The sequence below is a fragment of the Labrenzia sp. C1B70 genome, assembly GCF_000475395.1.
Classification (GTDB): Bacteria; Pseudomonadota; Alphaproteobacteria; order Rhizobiales; family Stappiaceae; genus Roseibium; species Roseibium algicola.
This window is the reverse complement of record NZ_AXCE01000003.1, coordinates 214,930-238,014: the sequence shown is the minus strand read 5'-3', so window position 1 is coordinate 238,014 and position 23,085 is coordinate 214,930. Positions and strand designations below refer to the sequence as shown.

At 60.5% G+C, this 23,085-nt stretch carries 25 protein-coding genes; 13 read left to right on the top strand and 12 right to left on the bottom strand.

Annotated elements, in window-relative coordinates:
* Nucleotides 1-2: 2 nt before the first annotated feature.
* On the top strand, nt 3-563 hold the full coding sequence (locus Q666_RS37945) for a DUF4202 domain-containing protein (protein WP_031269536.1): 561 nt from the start codon (nt 3-5) through the stop codon (nt 561-563).
* On the opposite strand, the gene Q666_RS37940 is transcribed toward Q666_RS37945, so the two are convergent.
* Genes Q666_RS37940 through Q666_RS37915 form a run of 6 tightly spaced genes read right to left on the bottom strand, consistent with a single transcriptional unit; the run spans nt 553 to nt 6,029 of the window.
* Entirely contained in the window at nt 553-825 is a 273-nt protein-coding gene (locus Q666_RS37940; RefSeq protein WP_023001482.1) for a hypothetical protein, read from the bottom strand. The genes Q666_RS37945 and Q666_RS37940 overlap by 11 nt on opposite strands.
* Before the next feature lie 6 nt (nt 826-831).
* A complete protein-coding gene (locus tag Q666_RS37935) occupies nt 832-1,410 on the bottom strand; it encodes a cytochrome c oxidase subunit 3 family protein (RefSeq protein ID WP_023001481.1) in 579 nt (192 codons plus the stop codon).
* A gap of 8 nt (nt 1,411-1,418) precedes the next feature.
* Nucleotides 1,419-3,356, bottom strand: coding sequence for a VWA domain-containing protein (locus Q666_RS37930; RefSeq protein ID WP_023001480.1), 1,938 nt, complete (start codon nt 3,354-3,356; stop codon nt 1,419-1,421).
* Between the two features lie 10 nt (nt 3,357-3,366).
* A complete protein-coding gene (locus Q666_RS37925; protein WP_035907776.1) occupies nt 3,367-4,182 on the bottom strand; it encodes a CbbQ/NirQ/NorQ/GpvN family protein in 816 nt (271 codons plus the stop codon).
* Complete coding sequence (locus Q666_RS37920) at nt 4,182-5,552, bottom strand: cbb3-type cytochrome c oxidase subunit I (RefSeq protein WP_023001478.1); 1,371 nt, start codon at nt 5,550-5,552, stop codon at nt 4,182-4,184. The genes Q666_RS37925 and Q666_RS37920 overlap by 1 nt, the downstream gene beginning before the upstream one ends.
* A gap of 24 nt (nt 5,553-5,576) precedes the next feature.
* Nucleotides 5,577-6,029 (bottom strand): cytochrome c, encoded by a 453-nt coding sequence (locus Q666_RS37915; protein WP_023001477.1) that lies wholly within the window; start codon nt 6,027-6,029, stop codon nt 5,577-5,579.
* Between the two features lie 370 nt (nt 6,030-6,399).
* Between Q666_RS37915 and Q666_RS37910 the strand changes: the two genes are divergently transcribed.
* From Q666_RS37910 to Q666_RS37855, 12 genes are all read left to right on the top strand, one after another.
* A complete protein-coding gene (locus Q666_RS37910) occupies nt 6,400-8,154 on the top strand; it encodes a nitrite reductase (protein ID WP_031269533.1) in 1,755 nt (584 codons plus the stop codon).
* A 70-nt stretch (nt 8,155-8,224) separates the two neighbouring features.
* Nucleotides 8,225-9,028 (top strand): uroporphyrinogen-III C-methyltransferase, encoded by an 804-nt coding sequence (cobA, locus tag Q666_RS37905; protein ID WP_023001475.1) that lies wholly within the window; start codon nt 8,225-8,227, stop codon nt 9,026-9,028.
* Nucleotides 9,021-9,338 (top strand): cytochrome c, encoded by a 318-nt coding sequence (locus Q666_RS37900; RefSeq protein ID WP_023001474.1) that lies wholly within the window; start codon nt 9,021-9,023, stop codon nt 9,336-9,338. Before cobA ends, Q666_RS37900 begins: the two co-directional genes overlap by 8 nt.
* The gene (locus Q666_RS37895) at nt 9,335-10,483 is read left to right on the top strand and encodes a cytochrome D1 domain-containing protein (RefSeq protein WP_023001473.1); all 1,149 of its coding nucleotides are present in this window, start codon (nt 9,335-9,337) and stop codon (nt 10,481-10,483) included. Before Q666_RS37900 ends, Q666_RS37895 begins: the two co-directional genes overlap by 4 nt.
* Before the next feature lie 3 nt (nt 10,484-10,486).
* Nucleotides 10,487-11,476, top strand: a complete 990-nt coding sequence (locus Q666_RS37890) for an Lrp/AsnC family transcriptional regulator (RefSeq protein ID WP_023001472.1) — start codon at nt 10,487-10,489, stop codon at nt 11,474-11,476.
* A complete protein-coding gene (locus Q666_RS37885; RefSeq protein ID WP_023001471.1) occupies nt 11,473-11,928 on the top strand; it encodes an Lrp/AsnC family transcriptional regulator in 456 nt (151 codons plus the stop codon). The genes Q666_RS37890 and Q666_RS37885 overlap by 4 nt, the downstream gene beginning before the upstream one ends.
* Nucleotides 11,925-12,413, top strand: a complete 489-nt coding sequence (locus tag Q666_RS37880; RefSeq protein ID WP_023001470.1) for an Lrp/AsnC family transcriptional regulator — start codon at nt 11,925-11,927, stop codon at nt 12,411-12,413. The genes Q666_RS37885 and Q666_RS37880 overlap by 4 nt, the downstream gene beginning before the upstream one ends.
* A 3-nt stretch (nt 12,414-12,416) precedes the next feature.
* Nucleotides 12,417-13,637: a heme d1 biosynthesis radical SAM protein NirJ gene (gene nirJ / locus Q666_RS37875; protein ID WP_023001469.1), complete on the top strand. Its 1,221-nt coding sequence runs from the start codon at nt 12,417-12,419 to the stop codon at nt 13,635-13,637.
* Nucleotides 13,612-15,159 (top strand): nitrite reductase, encoded by a 1,548-nt coding sequence (locus Q666_RS37870; protein WP_023001468.1) that lies wholly within the window; start codon nt 13,612-13,614, stop codon nt 15,157-15,159. The genes nirJ and Q666_RS37870 overlap by 26 nt, the downstream gene beginning before the upstream one ends.
* Complete coding sequence (locus Q666_RS37865) at nt 15,116-15,859, top strand: CbiX/SirB N-terminal domain-containing protein (protein WP_023001467.1); 744 nt, start codon at nt 15,116-15,118, stop codon at nt 15,857-15,859. Before Q666_RS37870 ends, Q666_RS37865 begins: the two co-directional genes overlap by 44 nt.
* Nucleotides 15,856-16,107, top strand: coding sequence for a hypothetical protein (locus tag Q666_RS37860; RefSeq protein ID WP_023001466.1), 252 nt, complete (start codon nt 15,856-15,858; stop codon nt 16,105-16,107). The genes Q666_RS37865 and Q666_RS37860 overlap by 4 nt, the downstream gene beginning before the upstream one ends.
* A gap of 25 nt (nt 16,108-16,132) precedes the next feature.
* Nucleotides 16,133-16,534 (top strand): hypothetical protein, encoded by a 402-nt coding sequence (locus tag Q666_RS37855; protein ID WP_023001465.1) that lies wholly within the window; start codon nt 16,133-16,135, stop codon nt 16,532-16,534.
* A gap of 12 nt (nt 16,535-16,546) precedes the next feature.
* On the opposite strand, the gene Q666_RS37850 is transcribed toward Q666_RS37855, so the two are convergent.
* The 6 genes from Q666_RS37850 to nosZ are packed head-to-tail and all read right to left on the bottom strand — an operon-like array spanning nt 16,547 to nt 23,062.
* Nucleotides 16,547-17,572, bottom strand: coding sequence for an FAD:protein FMN transferase (locus tag Q666_RS37850; RefSeq protein ID WP_023001464.1), 1,026 nt, complete (start codon nt 17,570-17,572; stop codon nt 16,547-16,549).
* Nucleotides 17,569-18,117 carry a nitrous oxide reductase accessory protein NosL gene (locus tag Q666_RS37845; protein WP_023001463.1) on the bottom strand — a complete coding sequence of 183 codons (549 nt, stop codon included), beginning with the start codon at nt 18,115-18,117 and terminating at the stop codon, nt 17,569-17,571. Before Q666_RS37845 ends, Q666_RS37850 begins: the two co-directional genes overlap by 4 nt.
* Complete coding sequence (locus Q666_RS37840) at nt 18,114-18,944, bottom strand: ABC transporter permease subunit (RefSeq protein ID WP_023001462.1); 831 nt, start codon at nt 18,942-18,944, stop codon at nt 18,114-18,116. Before Q666_RS37840 ends, Q666_RS37845 begins: the two co-directional genes overlap by 4 nt.
* Before the next feature lie 3 nt (nt 18,945-18,947).
* Nucleotides 18,948-19,868 (bottom strand): ABC transporter ATP-binding protein, encoded by a 921-nt coding sequence (locus tag Q666_RS37835; RefSeq protein ID WP_023001461.1) that lies wholly within the window; start codon nt 19,866-19,868, stop codon nt 18,948-18,950.
* Nucleotides 19,865-21,148: a nitrous oxide reductase family maturation protein NosD gene (locus Q666_RS37830; protein WP_023001460.1), complete on the bottom strand. Its 1,284-nt coding sequence runs from the start codon at nt 21,146-21,148 to the stop codon at nt 19,865-19,867. Before Q666_RS37830 ends, Q666_RS37835 begins: the two co-directional genes overlap by 4 nt.
* 3 nt (nt 21,149-21,151) lie before the next feature.
* The gene (nosZ, locus tag Q666_RS37825) at nt 21,152-23,062 is read right to left on the bottom strand and encodes a TAT-dependent nitrous-oxide reductase (RefSeq protein ID WP_023001459.1); all 1,911 of its coding nucleotides are present in this window, start codon (nt 23,060-23,062) and stop codon (nt 21,152-21,154) included.
* Nucleotides 23,063-23,085: the final 23 nt, after the last annotated feature.

The window sequence follows — 23,085 nt, the reverse complement described above, 5'->3', positions numbered from 1 at the left end:
CCATGATGAAACTGGACATTGCCTTGACGGCCATCGACACCGCGAACGCCGCTGACCCCAACCAGGAAGACGGCAAGCCTGCGGCTCTTCTATATGGGCAACGGATGAGCGAAGAGCTGGAACGGCTCTACCCGGAGGCGACCGATCCGTTGAAGATTGCGGCCAGTGGCCAGCACATCGAGCGCTGGATCACTCCGCGCCAGTCCTACCCGGACGGCAAGGCCGGCTATCACGCCTGGCGCCGGGATCAGGCCCGTCATCACGCGGACCGGGTCGGTGAAATCATGGCCAGCGCGGGCTATTCACCGGAGGAGATCGAGGCGGCGGCGAAGATGCTGCGCAAGGAAGGCCTCAAGCGGGACGCGGACGTGCAGGCGCTGGAAAACGTGATCTGTTTTGTGTTCCTGAAATGGTATTTCGCGCCATTTGCCGCCAAACACGAGGACAGCAAGGTGCTCGATATCGTGCAGAAAACGGCACGGAAGATGTCAGAGGAGGGACGGGCCCGGGTGCTTGCCGAATTCGATCTTCCAAAGCAGCTTGCCGAAGCGTTCAGGGACTGAGCCCCGGTGCCACGTAAAGCACCAGCAACAGCAGGCAAAAGAACCCGATCACCCAGCTGAAGCCTGACAGCCAGGCAGGCGCCTGCCACAACCCGAGATATCGGGACAGTATGATCCGTGCCTTGATGAAGGCCAGCAGCAACAGCAGTCCGCCGAAAAGAGCCGGACTGAAATGACCGGTTCCGCCTGTAGTCACCAGAACGGTAGCGGCCGACAGGCCCAATAGCGCAATCCACGCAAGCGTGACGGAGGGAAGGGTCATCGTTCGCTATCCCAGGACATAGATCACCGGAAACAGCAGAACCCAGATGAGATCGACCATATGCCAGAAGGCGGTGCCTGTTTCGATGGTACGTGGTTCGTCTTTCCAGGCAACCAGACCCAGCACAACGATACCGGCAAGCACATGAGCCGCGTGAAATCCGGTGAGCAGGTAGTAGAAGGTGAAGAAGGGGTGGGTCTCCGTGGAGATCCCTTGCTCTATCTTGACCGTATATTCCTGTATCTTGATGGCGAGGAACAAGCCGCCGAGGGCCATGGCACCAATCAGGTGAAAACGCGCCGCGGTGCGTTTCATCGCAAGCCGAAGCTCCAGGCTTCTGGCCGCCAGAAAACCACTGGTGATCAGAACGATCGTATTGATGCCCGCAAGCGCCGGGTCGAGATGAGCTCTTGCGGCAGCAAATCCTGCCGGATCGGATATTCGCACGCCCATGAAGGCGGCAAGACCGGCACCGAACACCAGCAGTTCACTGACGATGAGCACCCACATCATCAGTTCTCCGGGCAACTCGTCGAGGATGCCGGCGTCGCCGTCTTGTTCCGGCTTCGGTGACGGAGCGTGCATCAGCGGCTCTAGCCTCCGACAATCTGGCGGTAGATCTGCGGCAAGGCCTGTGTCAGCCGATCGGGATGCGGGATCACGGCAAAGCCGCCTTGACCAAACAGCCGCGGAAACCAGGACTTGGCCGACTTGTCGATGGTGACACCAAAGACGGATTGGCCTGCCCGCCGGGCCTCCCGAACTGCCATCCTGGTGTCTTCGATGCCGTGCCGCCCCTCGTAGTGATCAAGATCGTTCGGCTTGCCGTCCGTGATCACCAGAAGAAGCTTTCGTTTGCGCGACTGCGCTGCCAGGTCGGCGGATACATGACGAATAGCTGCGCCCAGACGGGTGTAGAAGCCGGGACGCAGCGTTCCGATCCTCTGTTCGACAAGGGCACTCATCGGTTCATGGAATCCCTTGCAGGACTGCAGGTACACCCGCTGCCGTTTCAGGGATGAAAAGGCAGTGATGGCGAAATCATCGCCGCAGGCGTTCAGACCCCAGGCCAAAGCTGTCAGGGCTTCCCGTTCGATATCGATCACGGCGCGTCCGGTGACGGCGCTCTCGGTCGAGCGGGAAACGTCGAGCAGGATGGAAACCGCAAGATCACGCGCTTCCGGACGGGTCTGCAGCCAGATTCGTTCCGAGCCGGTGCCGCCTGCAATCCGTTCGGCTTCAGAGCGCACGGCTGCATCAAGATCCAGTCCGTCGCCTTCCAGGTGTCCACGTGTTGTCACCCGGCCCGGGCGGAGGGCCTCGAACTGCTTCTTCACCGAGCGGATGCGCCGTTTGGCCCGCTCGTCCATGCCGGCAGATCCCTTTTCAGGATCCGCTTCCGCGGTGCTGGTCAGAACGCAGACGTGGTCTGCCAGATAGCGGCCGCTGCGCGTGTCCCATTCCGGGTAGAGATGCCGTCCGGACAGTCTTTCGCGGTCGACATCTTCCGGGGCGAGATCAAGATGCAGCTTCAGACGGGTTGCCGGTGCCTTGGAGATTTGCCCAAGGCCGATCTCCTCCTGATCGTCTGCCGCTTTCTTGGCGCTGTCGTGGTCGTCGTCATCGACACGCCGATTGAGATTGAGAAACTCCGCCCAACTCAGAATGGCTTCAAACTTGTGGAGGATCAGGCTGTCCTTGCGTTCCGCCTGATCTGCCTTGCGTCTGCGGGCGCGCACGGTCTTGCCGGTCGCTTCCTCGGGTGGGCCGTCTGTCTCGCGGCTGTCGACTTCGTCTCCCGCTGAAAACACGACCTCTCTGAGATCCGGCCAAAGCGGCACAGGCCGGAAAGGGCGGTACCCGCGCGGGGCAGTTATTTCCTCGAACGAATTCCGGTCAACCCGCTCCTGAAGTACCAGGACATCGCGGGGAGGAAGTGCGGGGTCTCCCAGCATTTGACGCACAAGCCTGTCGACCCTTGCTTCCATGTCCGGCAGCGGGGCCTGAGGTCTTGCTGCCAGCACCTGCTGGCAGAGTGCGCTGTAAAGATCCCGCAAGCCGGGAGCGTGTTCGAGCGTGTCCCGCACCATCGCGGAAATCGCCCTGAGCGCTTGAAGATCGGTGCGGAGCGGATCCGTTTCGGCGATATGGGTTGGTGCATGGGCCGCAAGGGCCGTCAGCCAGACATAGAGTGCTGCATTTGCCTCCCGCTGCGGGAACACCGCAAGACTGGCCGGCAATCTCAGGATTTCGCCGTCGAAGCTGGTCCGTGTCACGGTTTCGGCTTCCGTGCCGAGCCGCCTCAGAAATCCGAGGCGATGGCGGGAAACCTCCTGGGCGACCGGACGGAGCTCGACACTGTGAGCTCCGCCCAATCCCCGGAAAAGGACAGCAAGCCGCCCGCCGACCTCATCGAGGCCGACCGCGGCTCCATGATGCACCTCGGGTGCACCCAGGCGGCTTGCAAACGCGTGCCACAGTTTCCCGACAGTTTCCTCGGGTTCCCATGGCTCGATGTCGATCTTGCCCATCGGTCTGGCCTCACCCAAACACGGCCGTGACAAGATCAAGGAGCCCGCGTTTCACGTCTTCATCGTCGGTCAGCGGTTCGATCATTGCAGCTTCGATCGCCCGTCCGACTGGCATTCCCTGGGCAATCAGCGTTGCCGCATAGACGACCAGACGGGTCGACACGCCTTCTTCGAGATCCTGGCCTTTCAGTGCCCTGAGTTTCCCGGCCAGGCGCACCAGCGAGGCGGTCCGGTCGTGATCGAGGCCGCTTTCCTCGCAAACGACCTCTGTTTCCAGATCCGCCGGCGGGAAATCGAATTCAAGCGACAGGAACCGCTGGCGGGTGGATGGTTTCAGGGTCTTCAGGATGTTCTGGTAACCGGGGTTGTAGGATGCAACGACCATGAAGCCGGGTGAGGCCATCAGCTCTTCTCCGGTTCTGTCGATCGGCAGGGTCCTGCGATCATCGGTGAGGGGATGAAGGACGACCGTCACATCCTTGCGCGCTTCCACAACCTCGTCGAGATAGCAGATTGCGCCTTCCCTAACGGCCCGTGTCAGCGGTCCGTCCACCCAGACGGTCTCGCCGCCCTTGAGAAGATACCGGCCGATCAGGTCGGCGGCGGCAAGGTCGTCATGACAGGCGACCGTGTAAAGCTTGCGGCCGAGCCTTGCTGCCATATGGGCGACGAACCGGGTCTTGCCGCAGCCGGTCGGCCCTTTCAGCAGAACCGGCAGGCCGTTCCGGTGCGCGGCTTCGAAGACATCGCATTCGTCGCCTTGCGCGAGGTAGAAGGGGGCAGATGCCGCCCCCTTTTCCATGGAGACTGTAGCGTCCATATCCATCACTCCGCCGGGGCGCCGGCTGCTTCACCGGGCTGGATGACTTCGCGGCGTGGCACTGCAACTGCGTAGATGAACAGGATGGCGCCGAGGACGAAGGCAGCACCGGCCCCGAAGCGCATCCAGTAGAACACGGCCAACTGGTCCTGAACGTCCATGTAGTATTCGCCCATGACACGCTGCAGGTGGGTTTGCACCGTTCCGGCGAACGTCAGCACGAAGGTCATGAAGGACATGCCACCAGCCATCAGCCAGAAGGACGCCATGTTGAGCACCTGGTTGTAGGGATCCCGGCCGCGCAGAAGCGGCATGGCGTAGGTGATGATCGCCAGGTTCAGGGAAACATAGGCACCGAAGAAGGCCAGGTGTCCGTGGGCAGCGGTGATCTGCGTGCCGTGGGTGTAGTAGTTCACGCCATGCAGGGTGTGCAGGAAGCCCCAAACGCCGGCACCGAAGAAGGCAAGCGTTGCGCAACCGAGCGACCACAGCAGCGCGGCCTTGTTGGGGTGGTCCCGCCGGCCTTTCCACACCATCACGAAGGCAAAGGCCATCATGGCAAAGAAGGGGATCACCTCCAGCGAGGAGAAGATCGAGCCGATCCACTGCCAGTATCCGGGTGTCCCGATCCAGTAGTAATGGTGGCCGGTGCCCAGGATGCCGGAGAACAGTGCGGCGGCAACGATGACGTAGAGCCATTTTTCGATGACTTCGCGGTCGACGCCGGTCAGCTTCAGCATCAGGTAGGCGAGGACCGAGGCCATGATCAGTTCCCAGACACCTTCGACCCACAGGTGCACGACGTTCCACCAGTACTGCTTGTCGAGCGAGAGGTTGCTTGGATTGTAGAAGCTGAACAGGAACAGGAGCGCCAGGCCCCACAGGCCCAGAAGCAGGATGTTGGTGATCGCGGTCTTCTTGCCCTTCAGCACTGTCATGGTGATGTTGAACAGGAAGATGAGGGCGGCAACAACGATGCCCACCTTGACCCATTTGGGCTGTTCGATGAACTCGCGGCCTTCCTTGCCCAGCAGCCAGTTGCCTTCAAACAGGTTGAAGACATAGGTGAGAACCACACCCAATGTGCCGACCACCAGAATGATAAGCTGCAGATAGGCGAGCTTGGTGGAATGGATTTCCCGTTCCGCTTCTTCCGGGATCAGGAAGTAGGCGGAGCCCATGAAGCCGAGCAGCAGCCAGACGATCAGGCTGTTTGTGTGCAGCATCCGCACGATGTTGAAGGGAAGCAGCTCCGACAGAAAGTTCGGCGCCACATAGATGTAGCCGGCGAGCAACCCGCCCAGAACCTGGACGGCGAACAGGCCGAGCGCCACGGCGAAATACGCCAGCGCAACCTTTTGAGATTGGTATTTCATCTTGGGTTTCCTCAGCGTTCAAAATCAGCCGGCGTCGTTCGGCGGCCAGTCCTGGGCGTCGATCTTGTCTGTCCAGATCAGGAAGTTCGAGAGATCGCGGATCTCTTCGTCCGTCAGGTGGAACTGCGGCATCTGTCGGCGGCCTTCGATGCCGGAAGGCTGGGATTCCATCCAGCCCTTGAGGGTCTCGAATGCCAGGTCAGGATCGTCCAGCACACCCCAACGGGTCATCACGTTGCCGACTTCGGGGGCGAAATACGCACCCTCGCCGAGGATCGTGTGACAGTTGATGCAGGCCTTGTCCTCCCAGACCCGTTTGCCTGCGGCAACGCTTTCGGTCAGCGTTTCCGCATTCGTCGATGTGCTGGTGATGTAAAGGTGGCTGTGCGCCGACAGCCCCACAAAGATGATGATGAAAAAAAGCGACCCGCCATAGAATATGTTTCGGGCCATGCTTTTGGTCATGACTTCGCGCATAGCGCGCTCCTTTCCCCGGAGTTGATCCTGCCGGGAGGGTGCCAGCGCGCAGCCGCATTTCCTTAACCAAAGTCAAGTGGACCGGAAAGCGGTGCCGAAGACAGTGAAATTCATTGCAATGGGATCGACGCGTTCGCCGATGTTGCCGTGAAGTGCATGCTCCCCTGCGACAATTGTGTCGTTTTGCAGGCGGTAAACTCGTAATTATTTCAATAAAGACAAACGCTTATGAGGATCGTGTCTTGCCGGTTTTCCCGACGGACATGGCTGAACAAACCTGCCTGAAAATTTCAAGTTAACGAAAGTCAAGGAAGCAGACCCTGCCTGCGCGCACCGTCCGATTGCCTCACCAGTCGAACGGAGACTAATCATGATCTCGACACGAGCCATTCGGAGAAATGCGCTGCTGATGAGTGTGGCTTTCACACTCGGATTGTCGGCAGTCGGCGTTTCTGCCCAAGACAAGCCGGCGGACCACGGCAGTGGTCCTTCAGCTGCCTATGAGCCTAGCATGTCAACTCTCGGCCAGCTGAAGGTCGAGATTCCGGGGCGCAAGGAAGGCGATCCCGTGATGACGCCTGAAGAATATCAAAATGCAAACCAGATCTATTTCGAACGCTGCGCCGGTTGCCACGGCGTGCTGCGCAAGGGCGCGACCGGCAAGCCGCTGACCACGGATATCACCCGAGAAAACGGCTACGAGTATCTGCGCGACTTCATCACCTACGGATCGCCCGCCGGCATGCCGAACTGGGGGACCTCGGGTGAATTGACCGAGGAACAGGTCGACATGATGGCGCGCTACATCCTGCTGGAACCGGCGTCACCGCCAGAGTTCGGCATGGACGAAATGCGCAAGAGCTGGAAGGTGCTGGTTGCACCGGAAGACCGTCCGAAAGAAAAGTTGAACGATATCGACATCGACAACCTCTTCTCGGTCACCCTGCGTGACAGCGGCCAGGTCGCCCTTATCGACGGTGAAACCTATGCCATCCATGCGGTGATCAACACCGGTTACGCGGTTCACATTTCGCGTATTTCCGCCTCCGGCCGCTATCTCTACGTGATCGGGCGCGATGCGCTTGTGAACATGATCGACCTTTGGATGGAAGAACCGGCAACAGTGGCGCAGATCAAGGTCGGCACCGAGGCCCGCTCCATCGAAACATCGAAAATGAAGGGATGGGAAGACAAGTATGCGATCGCCGGCTCCTACTGGCCGCCGCAATATGTGATCATGGATGGCGACACGCTGGAGCCGCTCAAGATCAAGTCGACCCGTGGCATGGTCTACGACGACCAGACCTATCATCCCGAGCCGCGCGTCGCCTCCATCGTGGCATCGCACTACAATCCGGAATTCATCGTCAACGTGAAGGAAACCGGCAAGATCCTGCTGGTCGATTACTCGGACATCAAGAACCTGAAGACGACCGAGATCGAAGCCGAACGCTTCCTGCATGATGGCGGGTTCGACAGCACCAAGCGTTACTTCCTCGTGGCTGCCAATGCCCGCGGCAAGGTCGCGGTCGTCGACACCAAGGAAGGCAAGCTGACTGCCTTGCTTGAAACGGGTGGTCAGACACCTCATCCGGGGCGTGGTGCCAACCTGATCCACCCGAAATACGGACCGGTCTGGGTCACTTCGCACCTCGGCGACGAAACCGTCGCCCTGATCGGGACGGATCCGGAAGGCCATCCGGACAGTGCCTGGAAGGTCGTGCAGACCCTCTATGGTCTGGGCGGTGGCTCGCTCTTCGTCAAGTCCCATCCGAAGTCGAACCATCTCTACGTGGATGCACCTTTGAACCCGGACGCGGAAGTCTCGGGCGCGATCGCAGTGTTCAACGTCGACGACCTGACCCAGGAAGAACCTGAATACAAGGTTCTGCCGATTGTCGAATGGGCGGATGTTGGCGAGGGCCAGCCGCGTGTCGTTCAGGGCGAATTCGACCAGGCGGGTGAGGAAATCTGGTTCTCCGTCTGGAACGCCAAGGACAAGGAAAGCGCGATCGTCGTCGTCGACGACAAGACGCTCGAGCTGAAGCACGTCATCAAGGACGAACGGCTGATCACTCCGACCGGCAAGTTCAACGTCTTCAACACGCGCGCCGACGTCTACTGACGTCCCGCCGGGAGAGGCGGAATTCCGCCTCTCCCGTTTCTTTCTTCCATGCCGCCTGCAGGAGCAAACGATGAAACAGTCAGGGAAGGTCTATCTGATCGGTGCGGGACCCGGAGACCCGGAGCTTCTGACGCTCAAGGCCCTGCGAATGCTCCAGGAAGCGGATGCGGTCGTTTTCGATCGTCTGGTTTCACCTGAAATCCTGTCGTTGGCTCCGTCCGGTGCCCTGCAGGTGCCTGTTGGAAAATCGCCCGACAATCATCCCGTTCCTCAGGAGAGGATCAACGAGATCCTTGAAGAACTGGCGCTGGAAGGCTTGACCGTCGCCCGCCTGAAAGGCGGCGATCCACTGATCTTCGGTCGCGGTTCGGAAGAAGCCGAACATCTTTTGTCACGCGGCATCGCGGTCGAATATGCGCCCGGCATTACCGCTGCCCAGGGGGCTGCCTGCGTAACAGGTGTGCCGCTCACCCATCGTGGTCTGGCAACCGGCGTCCGCTATGTGACCGGACACCGGCAGGCAAACGGCGTTCTCGACCTCGATTGGAAAAGTCTCGCCTGCGAGGACACCACGCTGGTCGTCTACATGGGGGTTGCCAACATCGGGCAGATTGCCCTGCGCCTGATTGCCGAAGGACTGAGCGGGACAACCCCTGTACTTGCCATCGCAAACGCGACGACACCGCGTGAAACCAGGCTTTATTCGGAACTCGACAGGATCGCGATCGATATCCGCGACGCCAGGTTCAAGGCGCCGGTGCTGTTTGTTGTCGGCAAGGTCGTGACCCTGAGTGCCGAATGGCCGGCAGCCACCCTGGACGCCATGCTCAGTGCCGTGGACAGCGGCACAGCCGGAAGGCTGGTCCATGCTTAAGACGCTGCTCACCATTGCCTTCTGTCTCCTGGCCATCACAAGCCTCGCGCTTGCCGAGGAACAGGAAACGCCTGCGGCATTGGTCAACCTGGTGCGACAGGACTGCGGCTCGTGTCACGGCATGACACTGAAAGGTGGCCTTGGACCGGACATCCGGCCGGATGCCCTCGGTCATTACGATATCGACACCCTGTCCACGGTGGTTCTGGACGGCATCCCGAAAACGGCAATGCCTCCCTGGCGTCCGATCCTGAGCGAGGCCGACGCGAGGAAAATTGCCGAATATCTTTTGAAGGGAGACACGAAATGAAGTGGCTATATGGAGCCGTTCTGGCAGCCATCTTGACCGGCACTGTCCAGGCGCAGTCGGTCGTTGCCACCGGCGATCTCGGTCTTGTGGTTGAACGGGCGAGCGGGTCTCTGTTGCTGGTCGATCAGTCCGACCGTGCATCCCTGGCACGGATAGAAGGGCTTGGCGACCTTTCCCATGCAAGCCTGGTCTATTCACCGGACGAACGTTTCGCCTATGTCTTCGGCCGCGATGGCGGCCTTTCCAAGGTCGACCTTGTCGAGAAACGGATAGCCAAGCGGGTGATTCAATCCGGAAACGCCATCGGCGGAGCCATCTCGGACGACGGTTCACTGGTCGCGGTTTCCAACTATGAGCCCGGCGGTGTGCGTATCTTCGACGCTCAGACGTTGGAGATGGTTGCAGATATTCCGACCGGGTCGAAGACAATCGGTCTTGTCGATGCGCCCGGCAAACGCTTTGTCTTCACTTTGTGGGATGCAGGCGAAACCTGGATCGCGGACCTCAATTCGGAGGAACCGAAGATCACCAGGGTTACCGGCATGGGCACCAACCCCTATGACGCCCTGATCACCGGTGACGGCCGTCTCTACATCACAGGCCTGTTTGGCGAAGACGGATTGACCGCGCTCGACCTGTGGCAGGAAGATCCCGAACCAATTCGCGTTTTGCCCGGATATGGCCGCGGGGAAGCGGAGCTACCGGTCTACAAGATGCCGCATCTGGAAGGCTGGGCACGCGCGGGCCAGGAGTTTGTCCTGCCTGCCGTCGGGCACCACGAGGTTCTGTGGGTCGATGGTGAAACGCTCGCCGAAACCGGACGCACCAGTACCCATGGTCAGCCGGTCTTTGCCATGGCGCGGCCTGATGGCCGCCAGGTCTGGGTAAACTTCGCACATCCGCTCAATGACACCATCCAGGTGATCGATACGGTCACAAAGCAGGTCGTTCACGAGTTCAAACCCGGCCCTGCCGTACTGCACATGGAATTCACGCCACGCGGTAACGAGGTCTGGGTTTCCGTGCGCGATGCCGGCAAGGTCATGATCTACGACACCCGGACCTTCGAGAAGACAGGCGAAATCGACGCCGAAAGCCCATCCGGCATCTTCTTTACAGCCCGGGCACACAGGACGGGGTTGTGAGCCATGACAAGCCTCATCGATCCCATTGACCTGACCCTGCTCGACAACTGGCAACGGGACTTCCCGTTGGTGCCGAGACCTTTCGAAATCATTGCAGCGGGAACGAACTGCTCCGAAGGTGACGCTATCGGGCGGCTGCAGGATATGGCTGCGACCGGCCGGATCACCCGCGTTGGTGCCACCTGTGCACCCAACACGGTTTCGGCAAGCACATTGGCGGCCATGTCGGTGCCACACGATCGCATCGAGGCCGTTGCCGGGATCGTCGGTGCTCAGCCGGGCATAAATCATTCCTACCTACGGGAGAATTACCGGAACCTCTGGTTCGTTGCCACCGGCCCGGACCGGGAGCATGTCAACGGGGTTCTGGACACAATTCGAGACCAGACACAGCTTGCCGTACTGGATCTCCCGATCATCCGTCCGTTCAATATAGACCTAGGCTTCAGCTTGAACGGCGGCCTGGGCCGGCCACCAGTGCCCCGGCCGGTCCGGTTGGAGCGACTGCAGGAGGGAGACGATGACCTCCTGCAGGCTCTGACCACAGGACTACCGATCATACAGCGTCCCTACCTGCGTATCGCAGAACACCTCGGCCGAACGGAAGAGGACGTTCTGGAACGGATTGGAAGGTTGCTTGACGCCGGTATCATTTCCCGCTTCGGCGTGATTGTACGTCATCGCGCCCTTGGTTGGCGCGCGAACGCCATGGTTGTCTGGGATATCGAACCGGAAAGGATCGCCTCGGCGGGCCCGGCGCTTGCCGCGCATCCGGGGGTGACCCTGTGTTACGAACGCAGGCCCGTGGCAGGCGTGTGGCCCTATCGGCTTTACTGCATGATTCACGGCCGGAGCCGGTCGCAGGCACTGGATGTTCTCATTCAGGCATCGCGCCTGCCGGAAGTGGCGGGCGTCAGACACGACGTTCTCTTTTCCACCCGTTGCTTCAAGCAGACCGGGGCGCTGATCTCTCGTCAGGGAGTTGCGGCATGACCCGGAAACTGTCTCCTCTTGAACGGACCTTGATCAATCGTCTGCAGGACGATCTGCCGCTGGTTCCGCATCCCTTTCAGGAATTGGCGCAGGAACTGGGCCTGAGTGAAGAAGAGGTTGCCGGGCACATCCGGACCTTGCGCGACGACGGCCTGCTGACGCGGTTCGGACCCTTCTTCGATGCGGAAGCCCTTGGCGGTGCCTTTTGCCTTTGCGCCATCGCGGTACCGCCAGAGCGTTTCGAAGACGTCTTAACCAAAGTCAATGCCTACCCCGAAGTCGCCCATAACTATGAACGGGACCACAAGCTCAACATGTGGTTCGTCCTGGCAACGGAAAGTCAGGCCGCAATTTCGGCAACTGCCGAAGCAATCGAACGCGACACAGGCTTGCCGGTGCTGCTGTTTCCGAAGGAACGCGAGTTTTTCATAGGCTTTCGGGTGAACGCATGACCTTGACCCCACAGGACCGAACGATCGTCGAGGCCACACAGGCCGGATTGCCTCTGGTCACCAGACCCTTTGCCGTGGTTGCGGAAAGCCTGGGACTGAGCGAAGCGGAGCTGATCGACCGCCTGAAGCAGCTGAAGGCGCAAGGTGTCATCCGGCGTATCGGGGCCGCCCCAAATCATTACCGACTCGGCATGACAGCCAACGGAATGACCGTCTGGGATGTCGATGACGCAGTGGTCGACAGTCTTGGCGAAAAGGTCGGCGCCCTGCCGTTCGTCACGCATTGTTACCGCCGTCCGCGAGCGCTGCCCGACTGGCCTTACAACCTCTTTGCCATGGTTCATGGAGAAACCCGCGAGGAAGTTATTGCAAAGCGGGCGGAGATTTCCAGTCTGCTGGGCAAGGCCTGCCGTGCCGGCGACATCCTGTTTTCAACGCGCATCCTGAAAAAGACCGGCATGCGCCTACGCGGCAAGGAGGGCTGAACGATGTTCCGCCTCTCGGAATACATGCACCAGATCGTGGAGCCGACACCTGTCAGGACACGCCGCGGCACCGGTGCGGTCAAACCGGTGGTGATCTGGAACCTGACCCGGCGCTGTAACCTGAAATGCCGGCATTGCTACACTGTGTCGGCGGACGTCGATTTTCCGGGCGAGCTGACCCACGACCAGGCCATGGCGACCCTGGAGGATCTTGGACACTTCGGCATTCCCGCCCTGATCCTGTCCGGGGGCGAACCGCTGGACCGGAAAGACCTCTTTGAGATTGCCGGGCGCGCCAGAAGCCTTGTGCGCATGCTGGCTCTGTCGACCAACGGCACCAGGCTGCATGGCGAGACTGCCGACAAGGTGGCCGAGATCGGTTTCGATTATGTGGGCATTTCCATTGACGGGATCGGGTCCACGAACGACTGGTTTCGTGGCGTCGAGGGAGCTTTCCAATCTGCCCTGCGGGGCGTTCGCGAATGCAAGTCACGCGGCATCAAGGTCGGGCTGCGCTTCACCCTGACCGAGGGCAACCACGAAAGCCTGCCGGATCTTCTGCGTCTGTGCGACGATGAAGGTGTCGACAAGTTCTATCTGTCCCATCTCGTCTATGCCGGCAGGGGCGACAAGCACCGCGGCGAAGATGCCGAGCACAAGCGCTCCAGATGGGCAATGGACATTCTGATGGACCGCGCATGGCAAGGTGTCAGCGGTGGCCGGCCACTCGATATCGTAACCGGCAACAATGATGCCGACGCGGTTTACTTTCTGGAATGGGTACAGCGGATCTTTGGTCCGGAAACGGCAGCCCATGTGCGCGGTCATCTCGCGGCCTGGGGAGGCAATTCCTCCGGTCTCGGTGTCGCCAACATCGACACCCTCGGCAATGTGCATCCGGATACCTACTGGTCCGACTACACCATCGGCAGCGTGAAATCCGTTCCGTTTTCCGAACTCTGGACCGGTGAAGACCCCATGCTGGCCGGGCTCAGAACAAGGCCAAGACCGCTCAAGGGGCGCTGCGGTGCCTGTGCCTTCAAGGACGTGTGCGGCGGCAATACCCGTATCCGCGCACTGCAACTGACTGGCGATCCCTGGGCCGAAGACCCTGCCTGTTATCTCAACGACGACGAAATCGGGCTTGCCGGCCCTGGCGGCGAGCGCCTGGCCGTGACCCCGTTCCGAGGAAAACGCCATGATCCGGCTCACCGCTTCGCTTAGCGCACTCCTTCTGATGACCTCGCTTTCGGTTGCAGGCCCCGCGCAGGACTATGCAGACAACTGCCAGGACTGCCATGGAGCAGGCCGTCTTGGTGGTGTCGGACCGGCACTGATCCCGGAGACCCTCGGCCGCATGCGCGGTCCGGATCTGGATGCTGTCATTCGAGACGGCCGCAAGGCGACGCAGATGCCGGCATTCGCCGATATTCTAGGTGCCGATCAGATCGAGGCCCTGGCCGCTTTCCTGAAGGAGCCACTGAGTGACGTTCCGGACTGGACCGAAACGGACATCGCCGCCAGCCAGGTGATCAATGAGGACTATCAGCCGGTCGAAAAGCCGGTCTGGCAGTCCGATCCGATGAACATCACCCTTGTCGTCGAAACAGGTGATCATCACGTGAGTGTTCTTGACGGCGATACCTTCGAGACACTCGACAGGTTCGCAACGCCGTTTGCGGTCCATGGCGGGCCGAAATTCTCGCCGGACGGGCGCTATGTCTTCATCATGTCGCGCGACGGCTGGGTCCAGAAATACGATCTCTACGCGCTTCAGGAAGTCGGCCGGGTGCGGGCAGGGCTCAACAGCCGCAACATTGCCATGAGCCATGACGGCAAGTGGCTGGCGGTTGCCAACTATCTGCCGATGACGCTGACGATCCTGTCGACCGAGGACCTTTCGGTCGCAACCGTGATGGATGTGACGGCCAAGGACGGTACGGCCAGTCGCGTTTCGGCGGTCTATCAGGCTCCCAACCGCAAGAGCTTCATCCTTGCCTTGAAGGATGCTCCGGAAATCTGGGAAGTAGCGACCGATCCGGAAGCCGACCCGGTCTACGAAGGCTTCGTGCACAGCCGGGAAAAAGGCATGGTCGAAGCATTGCCTTCGTCCGTCGGTCTCTTCGCCCGCCGCCGGATCCTGACGGCGGAACCGCTTGACGATTTCTTTTTCGATGACGACTACCGGCATCTCGTCGGAGCGTCGCGCGACGGCGCGCGCGGTGTCGTGGTCAACCTGAATGTCGGCCGTGAAATCGCTGAACTGCCGTTGGAAGGCATGCCGCATCTCGGGTCCGGTATCAGCTGGGAGCGGGATGGCCGCAGGGTCATGGCGACCCCGCATCTGAAAGAAGGCAAGCTGTCGGTCATCGACACCGAAACCTGGAAGCAGATCGCGACGATCAAGACCGACGGTCCCGGCTTCTTCCTGCGCAGTCACGAGAACACGCCCTATTTCTGGGCCGATGTCTTCTTCGGTCCGAACAAGGACGAAATTCATGTGATCGACAAGGAAAGCCTGGAAATCGTCAAGACCTTGAAGCCCGTCGAAGGCGCGACGGTTGCCCATGTCGAATTCACGAAAGATGGCCGCTATGCCCTTGTCTCCGTCTGGGAGGACGACGGTGCGGTGATTGTCTACGACGCCAGCACGCTGGAAGAGATCCGGCGCCTGCCCATGCGAAAACCTTCGGGGAAGTACAATGTCTGGAACAAGATCACCTTTTCGGAAGGAACGAGCCATTGAGGCGATCCTCGTCTCGCATGGCCAGCCGTCGCACCCGCAGGCAGGTGAAGCGTATTTGCGCGCACTTGCGCAGCAGGTCCGCGAATTCCTGCCCGGCTGGTCCATCCGCTCGGCCACGCTGGCCGCGCCTGGCGCTCTTGATCGGGCCCTGGGCCTTGCCGGGCCTGAACCGCTTGTTTTTCCGGTTTTCATGGCCGAAGGCTGGTTCACGCAGACCGCTCTGACAGGCAGGCTGAAAGGGACGGGCGCCCGGCAGCTGCCTGCCCTCGGTATTCATCCCGAGTTGCCACGGTTGACGGCGCATTTTCTGGAAATGACGGCTGAAAGAACTCACTGGAATGCGTCCGGCTACGAACTGCTGCTGGCAGCCCATGGGTCGGCTACCTGCCGGTCGACCGCGCAAAGCACCGTCCGCTTTGCCGCTGGTCTTGCCGAATGGTTGCCGGAAAGACCGATCCGGCTGGGCTTCCTGGAAGAAGCACCCTTCCTGGAACAAACGGCTACAAGTTGCGGCATGAGAACGGTCTTGTTGCCCCTGTTTGCCGGAAACGGGCACCATGTGACCCAGGACATTCCGGAAGCTCTCGACAAGGCTGGGTTCGAGGGACTGCGCCTTGCTCCGCTGATCGAGGCGCCTTTCGTACCCAAACTCATTGCCTGCGCGCTGGAGAGCGCCAATCGGAAGGAACTGGCGGCGTGACCCGGATCGAAACCGGCTGGCCGGTGCGCAAACTTGCGATCGTGCTTTACCCGTTCACGGCCGCTGCCGTTGCCATCAATCTCTTCATGCTCAGCCTGATGGGGCAGGCCATCGGCTTGCCGGCCCTGTCGCCGATCGTGTCGATCTGGATCAGCTTGCCACTCGGCATCCCGGCGACATGGCTTGCAGCAAAGTGGGTGCGGCGACTGATGGACGAAGCAGATGGAAAACTGCCACCGGCAGATTGATAGCCTCGTAAACGGGAAACAGACCATGTTGATACAAAGGGACCTGCGTCGAGGAACTGGCCTGCGCATGGCTGGTGCCGCCGCCGCTGTTTTCGGTGTCATGACAGTCGTGAGCGGTGGAACGGTTCTCTTTGGTGGCGATCAGCTATCCAGACTGGCTGGCAACGTCGTCTCGTTTGTCCTGTGGTTCAATTTCCTGGCGGGCTTTGCATATGTAATGACCGGCATCGGGCTCTTGTTCGCCAGAGGGTGGGCTCGCTGGATGGCCATCGCGATTCTGATCGGGACCGCGATCGTCTTATGTGCATTCCTTGTGTATGTGTCCCAGGGCGGGCCTCATGAAACGCGCACTCTCGTGGCATTGATCTTCAGAACGGGCTTCTGGGCGATCGTTACCTCGACCACCCTGCGCGCCGTAATCCGCTGACAGACGCTTTCCTCAAGCCCTCAGCCACCCTGTCGAACCATCGCGGCGCACCACGAAGGCGCTGGTTGCCGTAAAGTCGGTAAGGGCTTTGCCAAGGCGGTTCTCTTCAAGTACCAATGCAGCTGTGGACAGGCCATCGGCGAGAGCTGCGGCCGGAGCTATGACGCTGGCGCCATCTACTGCACCCGCAACCGGCAGGCCGGTTCGCGGATCGATGATGTGGGAGCGCCGGCCGGCCTGATCGAACGTCGTTCCGAGCCGCGCGGAACTGGCGACTGCGGCGTTCGTCAATCTGATCCTGGTCTTCGCCTCTGCGCTTTCGGCCACTGGCTGCAAGGTCACTGGCCAGCCACGGTGAGCGCCTGCGTCGAGAGCAGGTTCTTCATCCGGCCCGCCTCTGGTGACGATCTCACCGAGGTCGACAACCATGTTCGTGCATCCCTTCGCGGCTAGCAGGGCCGTCACCCTGTCCGTGATGTAGCCTTGGGCAATGCCGTTGAAGGACATGGACATGCCTTTTTGCGCAAAGCGGATCTCGCTCGGGCCATAAACGACGTGTCTGAAGCCTGTGCGGCTTCGGGCAGTTGCAAGATCTTCTCCGGTGTCGCCGGATGCCTGCCTGGCGTAATAGGCCCACAAAGGTTGAATGGTCGGGTCGAAGGCTCCTTCAGTCGCGGCGTGTAGCCTGTCGCACAGGCTGAGCAGATCGACCATTTCCAATGAAGGCGCCGAAAGCCGTCCGTTGGCATTCAGCCGGACCAGCTCGCTGTCCGGTTGGTAGAGACTGAAGATCGCTTCCAGCCTGCGGATTTCCGCTTCCACCCTGGTGAACAGGCGTTTCGCTTCGCTTGCGCTTTCATGCAGGATATCGATCTCGGCCCCAGCCCCGAGCGCAATGCCGCGCCAGCGGTACAATTGGGCCTGTCCACCTGCCATTGCGGCGCCTGCGGGCAATGCAAGGCCAGCAACACCGGCGGCGCAGATCCGCAGGAAGCGCCTGCGGTTCATGGGTGGTTGATTGATGGTTGCATGTGTCATTGCGCAGCCCCGTGTTTTGCAGACATGGGAACCGAGGTGGCGGCGGATACATCGACGGCTCCCAGAACGTAGTCGGTCGGGATGTCTTCAGCGCGGACGACGCGGCCCTTGTTGTCCCGTGCGAAGGCGTCCGCTCCGGCCCGCGTGCCAAAGGGAATTGCTTCCGGGGCGCCCATGCCGCCTGCCACGTCGCTGCCGATGACGAACCAGGCCCCATCCAGATCGATCCAGTTGTCGGTACCGGGCTGGGTCCAGCTTTCTGCGCGCTCCATGTCATTGACATAAACGGCAGCAATATCCTTCGGCTCTTCGGGAGAACGCAGGAAGGCAACCGCATCGCGGACCTGTGTGAACCAGAGCGGATTGGGATTTCCTGCCAGATGGATCTGCGCCTTGGGGCCGTCATGTTCCAGAACGGTCATCTGGCAGTAGTGACCAGCCGCCTCCGGTGTCAGATGCACGGCATCGGGTTTGGCAATCTGAACCTCTTCCTGGCAGGCAGCCAGGAACCCGAGCATGAAGATGGAAATGAGCGCGCGTTTCATGGCGCAATCCTTTTTATCAGAAGAGCGGAGCTGGCCATGGCCAGGCCGGCAAATGCGGCCAGGGAGCCAAGGGCAAGCAAGGGGTCGAAGGGCAGCGTGTCTGCCACCCCGGCCATGCCGCCTACAAGATCACTTGCGCCGAGGGCGGCCAGGTTGAACAGGCGGAAGGCGTCGGCAGGGTTGAGCAGGATGGCGTAGGGGAAAACGTCGGACGCGAAGACACCGCTTGGGTTTGCGACCAGCGCGCCAAGCAGCGCAAGGTCATACAGGACGACCAGTATAAGCCACACGGCAACCGAAGCCGCCGCCGCAGTGCGCGACTGGCGTGTCAGTGAACTCAGAACGTAGCCCGTGGCGAGAAAGCAGACGCCGAGCAGGATCGAGGTTGCGATCAGACGCGCAAAATCCGCAAGGCCCGAGAGGGAGCCGAAACCCGCTGCCACAAGCAACCCGGCGGTCAGACCGTAGCCGACAACCAGTGCGAATGCCAGAACCAGCGTATGGCCGACGGCCTTGCCGATCAGGAATTCGACACGGGAGATCGGGCAGGACAGCGTCATCAGCAAAGTACCGCGTTCGATCTCGCCGCAGATGGCGTCGAATGCGAGCAGCAGGGCGATGAGCGGCACGAGATAGACCGACAGACTGGCCAGAGAGGCAACGGTAATGGTCAGGCGGTCGACGCCGAGCGTTCCCGCTGGTGCCGAGCCGAGCAGGGCGAGCGCCAGCGAGAACACGGCGAGGATCATCGCTGCAAGCAGGATCCACCTGTTGCGGATTCCAATTCGGATTTCTTGTCCTGCTACGGTGAGGATTCTGGAGAACATGGCTCAGGCCTCCTTGCCAGCAGTGCTGGAAAAATACCGGTAGACGTCGTCGAGGCTCGGCGCGTGCACATCGACATCCTCAACCAGGTTGCCGAGTGCGCTGATTGCCGAAAGGGCTTTGACCTTATCGTCCGCGTTGCAGTTGAATTCGACCGAACGTCCGTTCATCTGCCCGCCGCCGAGGCTTTCGGAGACATGGGCAAGATCTTCGGGCCTGGTCCAGACCTTCAGCCTGATCGGCAACCCGGCCTGGGCGCGCAGGCGGCTCAACACATCGTCCGCGACGAGCCGGCCTTTCGACAGGATCAGGATCCGGTCTGTCCGGGCCTCCAGTTCGGTAAGGGCGTGAGACGACAGCAGCACCGTCGTTCCCTGACCGGCGATTTCACCGATCAGTTCATAGACCGTCTGCCGCGAGATCGGATCGAGGCCTGTCGTCGGTTCGTCGAGCAGGATCAACCTAGGTCTCCCGACAAGAGCCTGGGCGAGACCAAGGCGTTGACGCATGCCCTTGGAATAGGTGCCGACCCGCCGTTTTGCAGCCTCCGCCAGGCCAACCCTTTCGAGCAGCGGCAAGGCCCTGGCCGGGCTTTCGCCTTTCAGTCTCGCGTAGAAGGTCAGCACTTCCTTGCCGGTGAGCGAGGCGGGAAAGGCGACTGATTCCGGCAGATAGGCCGTGCCGACACGGGCATCGTGACTGCCGGGGGCAGCTCCCATGACGGCGACGTCTCCATGGTCGCGCTTCAGAAACCCGAGCACGATCTTGAACAGTGTGGTCTTGCCGGCGCCGTTGTGCCCGAGCATGGCAACCCGTTCACCTGCGTTCAGCGAAAAAGACACTTCATCGACGGCCTTGTGCCCGGAAAAGGTCTTGCAGACGCCGTCCACGCGGAGGGTCGGTGCAGAAAGGGACGTTTCGGTCATCCTTGAACTCCCGAATTCGGTGTCGCCCGCACCGGCGGATGCATCAATGGGGCGTTATCGACGATGCCGCCTGGCAGCAGCGCCGGAAATTGAGATTGGGTCCACCGCAGCAGCTGAACGGCTGGACTGCCGACCAGAAGCTTGGCGGAAGGTTGGGTCCAGAGGACCTGGTCGACCATGTCGTTGGGCCGGTAGGCGGTGTCGGCAATGCCGTCGCCGTTCATGTCGAAGGCCGGGTGGTCGCTCCAGTAGTTGCCGCGCCCGTCCGTGCTCCAGTCAAGCTGACGGCTGCCGACATATTTCACCTGGGTCTTGTTGGCGATGAAGGCATTGCCCTTGAAGGCGTTATTCGCAGAACCCGCGGTGAAGTGAACGCCGATGGGGCAGCCTTCGAAGCTGTTGTCTGTCACCGTGTTCTTGTTGGCGTTGTACATGAACAGGCACTTCTCGCCGCCGCCTTCAACCTGGTTGCCGGAAATCTCGGCGTGATTGGCATAGTTGAGCATGAGGCCGTGATTGCGGTCGCGGATCGAGACGTTGTTGCGTACCTTCAGCCGGTCGGAAAACATCAGCGCGTAGCCGATGTCGTTGCCTTCAGAAACGTTGTTCTCGATGACACCGTTGTTGCCGTGCATGTAGTGAACGGCAAAACGCAGGTCTTCGAACCGGTTGTTGCGGAACGTGTCCTTGGGACTGGTGTTGACGAAGATGCCGTCGCGGCCGTAGCGGATCGTGTTGTATTCCGCCAGAAGATCAGGCGCGTTCCAGACGTAGATGCCGTTGCCGCGCTCGTTCATGCGCAGGTCCTGGCGGCCTTCGATGAGATTGTTCGAAACTGTTGCGTTGTGCGCACCGTGAACATCGACGCCTGTCAGGTTGTCGAGGATCCGGTTGTCACGCACGGTGGCACGATGCGCGGTCTTGGACAGCTTGACGCCCGCATCCAGCGTGTCCTGCGAGAGGCCGGAACCGGTCAGTTCCAACCCTTCCACGACACTGTCCGGTGCGTTGATGGTGACAACGCTACCTGTGCCGTTGCCGGCAATGCCGGCCTTGCCTGCTCCACTCAGCGTCAAAGGTTTGTCGAGAACCACGGGGCCCTCATGCTTGCCGGGTGCAAGCCGGAGAATGTCCCCGGCCTGCGCTTGTTGAAGAACCTGCTGCAAGGCGCCCTTTTCGGCTGGTACCTGCCATTCTTCCGCCTGTAGCGGACCGCAGACGGTCAGGCTCGCCACAGCAGCGGTGGAAAGGGCCAGTGATCTGAAAAAGGCGCGGTGCATGGCTTAGGCGTTCCTCGGTTCCACGAACATCCGGCCGCGCATTTCCATGTGCAGCGCATGGCAGAACCACTGGCAATAGTACCAATGGACGCCCGGGCGTTCGGCAACAAAGGTGACCGACGCGGTCGCCTGCGGACCAACTTCCATGGCGATGCCATAGTTGGACAGGCAGAAGCCATGGGTCAGGTCATCGATATCATCGATGTTGGTGACGTAGATGGTGACTTCGTCGCCCTGCTTTACCGTGAACTTCTCGAGGCTGAATGTCGGCGCGACCGAGTGCATGTAGACACGCACCTTGTTGCCGTCGCGGATGACATCCGCGGCATATTCCAGCTCGACGCCGTCGGCGGCAGCCTGTTTCTTGGCATCGTCAAACCAGGGATGGTTGCGATCCCAGACAGTTGCCGGATTCAGCTTCGACGCATGCACGATGATGCTGTCATGCGGCTCGGCGAACGTCGGCCCGTCGTGAACCACCTTCATGTCGTCGGTGGAAATGTCGATGAGCTGTTCGTTCTCCGGTTTCAGCGGACCGACGTTCAGGAACCGGTCCTTGGAGAACTTGTTCATCGAGATCAGCCATTTGCCGTCCGCTTCCGCGGTTTCACCCATGGACGTGGAGTTGTGGCCCGGCTGATAATGCACATCGACCTTCGAGATGATCGGATCGACTTCTTCGCCCGCATAGGCGCGGATGGCCTTGTCGACGTTCCATTTCACGATCTGGCTGTCGAGGAACAGGGTGGTGAACGCGTTGCCCTTGCCGTCGAAAGCCGTGTGGAGCGGGCCAAGGCCGAGCTGAGGTTCGGCGACAACAGCCGAGCGTGGATCGGCATTGTCAGAGAAGAGCGCGTCGACCTTGGTCACGTCGATCACCGTGCAGGTGGGCGACAGCTTGCCATTGATGACGATGTGCTTCTTGTCCGGTGCCGCGTTGCAGCCGTGCGGGCTGTTCGGAACCGGGATATAGCGGGTGAACTGGGAATTGGCTTCTTTCCGGCCGTCGACGATCGGTACACCGTTGAGTTCCCGGTAGTTGCCCGCAGCGACGGCTTCCTCGATCGCCTTGATGTTGAAGACGACGCAATGGTCCAGTTCGCTCTCGGTCATTTCGGCAAGGTTCATGCCCATTTCCGAGTTGTAGCTGGTCGAAAAGGCGTATTTGCCCTGGTAGTCGGCGTCGCAGTTATCGAGGTTGCCCGATACGATCACCTGCCAGGCGACCTTCATCTCGTCACCGTCGATGGCGGTGAACAGGCAGGAATACTGGGACGGATCGTCAAGAATCTTGCCGTCGTTGACCAGCGGTGCTTCATGCTCGCCATTTGCGAAGACATAGCCGGTGCGCGGATATTTCTGCGGCCGCATGCCGTGGATGTCGTGTGCGTTCGGGATCTCGATGATCTTGTCGCACTTCATCGTGGTGCAATCGATGCGAGCCACGCGCGTGTTCGCCTTGTCGTTGGCGAAGATGTAACGACCGTCGTAGGTGCCGTCGGTGAAGGACATATGCGGATGGTGCAGATCGCCGTTGTCATAGGTGACCTTGCCCTGTGCCGCGAGATACGCCTTGGTTTCCGGCAGCAGACCTTCCGTCAGGATCTTGAGGGACTCGTTGGTCTGACCCCAACCGGTTGCCGAGCAACGGTTGAACACCGGAACACGCATCAGTTCGCGCATGGACGGGAAACCGAGAATGCGCAACTCGCCGCTTTGGCCGGACGACCAGAAGCCGTAATATTCGTCGAGTTCACCCGGTGCGAGTTCGAACTTCTGTCCGTCTCCCTGCGCATATGCAAGGTCTGCACTGCTGAGGGCGACTGCGCCCATTCCGGCGACGATGGCGGTCTTGGCTGATCCGCCCAACAGATCCCGGCGGGATACGCCGCGCTGTTCTTGAGTGTCCTTCATGGCTGATCTCCTTAGGTTGCCTT

Excerpts from the sequence above, each read along its gene's own strand:
- Q666_RS37900 (WP_023001474.1), top strand. The coding sequence starts at position 9,021 with ATGCTTAAGACGCTGCTCACCATTGCCTTCTGTCTCCTGGCCATCACA.
- cobA (WP_023001475.1), top strand. The coding sequence starts at position 8,225 with ATGAAACAGTCAGGGAAGGTCTATCTGATCGGTGCGGGACCCGGAGAC.
- Q666_RS37845 (WP_023001463.1), bottom strand. The coding sequence starts at position 18,117 with ATGAAACGCGCGCTCATTTCCATCTTCATGCTCGGGTTCCTGGCTGCC.
- Q666_RS37830 (WP_023001460.1), bottom strand. The coding sequence starts at position 21,148 with ATGCACCGCGCCTTTTTCAGATCACTGGCCCTTTCCACCGCTGCTGTG.
- Q666_RS37865 (WP_023001467.1), top strand. The coding sequence starts at position 15,116 with ATGTCTGGAACAAGATCACCTTTTCGGAAGGAACGAGCCATTGAGGCG.
- Q666_RS37850 (WP_023001464.1), bottom strand. The coding sequence starts at position 17,572 with ATGACACATGCAACCATCAATCAACCACCCATGAACCGCAGGCGCTTC.
- Q666_RS37940 (WP_023001482.1), bottom strand. The coding sequence starts at position 825 with ATGACCCTTCCCTCCGTCACGCTTGCGTGGATTGCGCTATTGGGCCTG.
- Q666_RS37885 (WP_023001471.1), top strand. The coding sequence starts at position 11,473 with ATGACCCGGAAACTGTCTCCTCTTGAACGGACCTTGATCAATCGTCTG.
- nosZ (WP_023001459.1), bottom strand. The coding sequence starts at position 23,062 with ATGAAGGACACTCAAGAACAGCGCGGCGTATCCCGCCGGGATCTGTTG.
- Q666_RS37945 (WP_031269536.1), top strand. The coding sequence starts at position 3 with ATGATGAAACTGGACATTGCCTTGACGGCCATCGACACCGCGAACGCC.
- Q666_RS37870 (WP_023001468.1), top strand. The coding sequence starts at position 13,612 with ATGATCCGGCTCACCGCTTCGCTTAGCGCACTCCTTCTGATGACCTCG.
- Q666_RS37930 (WP_023001480.1), bottom strand. The coding sequence starts at position 3,356 with ATGGGCAAGATCGACATCGAGCCATGGGAACCCGAGGAAACTGTCGGG.
- Q666_RS37855 (WP_023001465.1), top strand. The coding sequence starts at position 16,133 with ATGTTGATACAAAGGGACCTGCGTCGAGGAACTGGCCTGCGCATGGCT.
- Q666_RS37925 (WP_035907776.1), bottom strand. The coding sequence starts at position 4,182 with ATGGATATGGACGCTACAGTCTCCATGGAAAAGGGGGCGGCATCTGCC.
- nirJ (WP_023001469.1), top strand. The coding sequence starts at position 12,417 with ATGTTCCGCCTCTCGGAATACATGCACCAGATCGTGGAGCCGACACCT.
- Q666_RS37920 (WP_023001478.1), bottom strand. The coding sequence starts at position 5,552 with ATGAAATACCAATCTCAAAAGGTTGCGCTGGCGTATTTCGCCGTGGCG.
- Q666_RS37915 (WP_023001477.1), bottom strand. The coding sequence starts at position 6,029 with ATGCGCGAAGTCATGACCAAAAGCATGGCCCGAAACATATTCTATGGC.
- Q666_RS37835 (WP_023001461.1), bottom strand. The coding sequence starts at position 19,868 with ATGACCGAAACGTCCCTTTCTGCACCGACCCTCCGCGTGGACGGCGTC.
- Q666_RS37880 (WP_023001470.1), top strand. The coding sequence starts at position 11,925 with ATGACCTTGACCCCACAGGACCGAACGATCGTCGAGGCCACACAGGCC.
- Q666_RS37895 (WP_023001473.1), top strand. The coding sequence starts at position 9,335 with ATGAAGTGGCTATATGGAGCCGTTCTGGCAGCCATCTTGACCGGCACT.
- Q666_RS37840 (WP_023001462.1), bottom strand. The coding sequence starts at position 18,944 with ATGTTCTCCAGAATCCTCACCGTAGCAGGACAAGAAATCCGAATTGGA.
- Q666_RS37910 (WP_031269533.1), top strand. The coding sequence starts at position 6,400 with ATGATCTCGACACGAGCCATTCGGAGAAATGCGCTGCTGATGAGTGTG.
- Q666_RS37890 (WP_023001472.1), top strand. The coding sequence starts at position 10,487 with ATGACAAGCCTCATCGATCCCATTGACCTGACCCTGCTCGACAACTGG.
- Q666_RS37935 (WP_023001481.1), bottom strand. The coding sequence starts at position 1,410 with ATGCACGCTCCGTCACCGAAGCCGGAACAAGACGGCGACGCCGGCATC.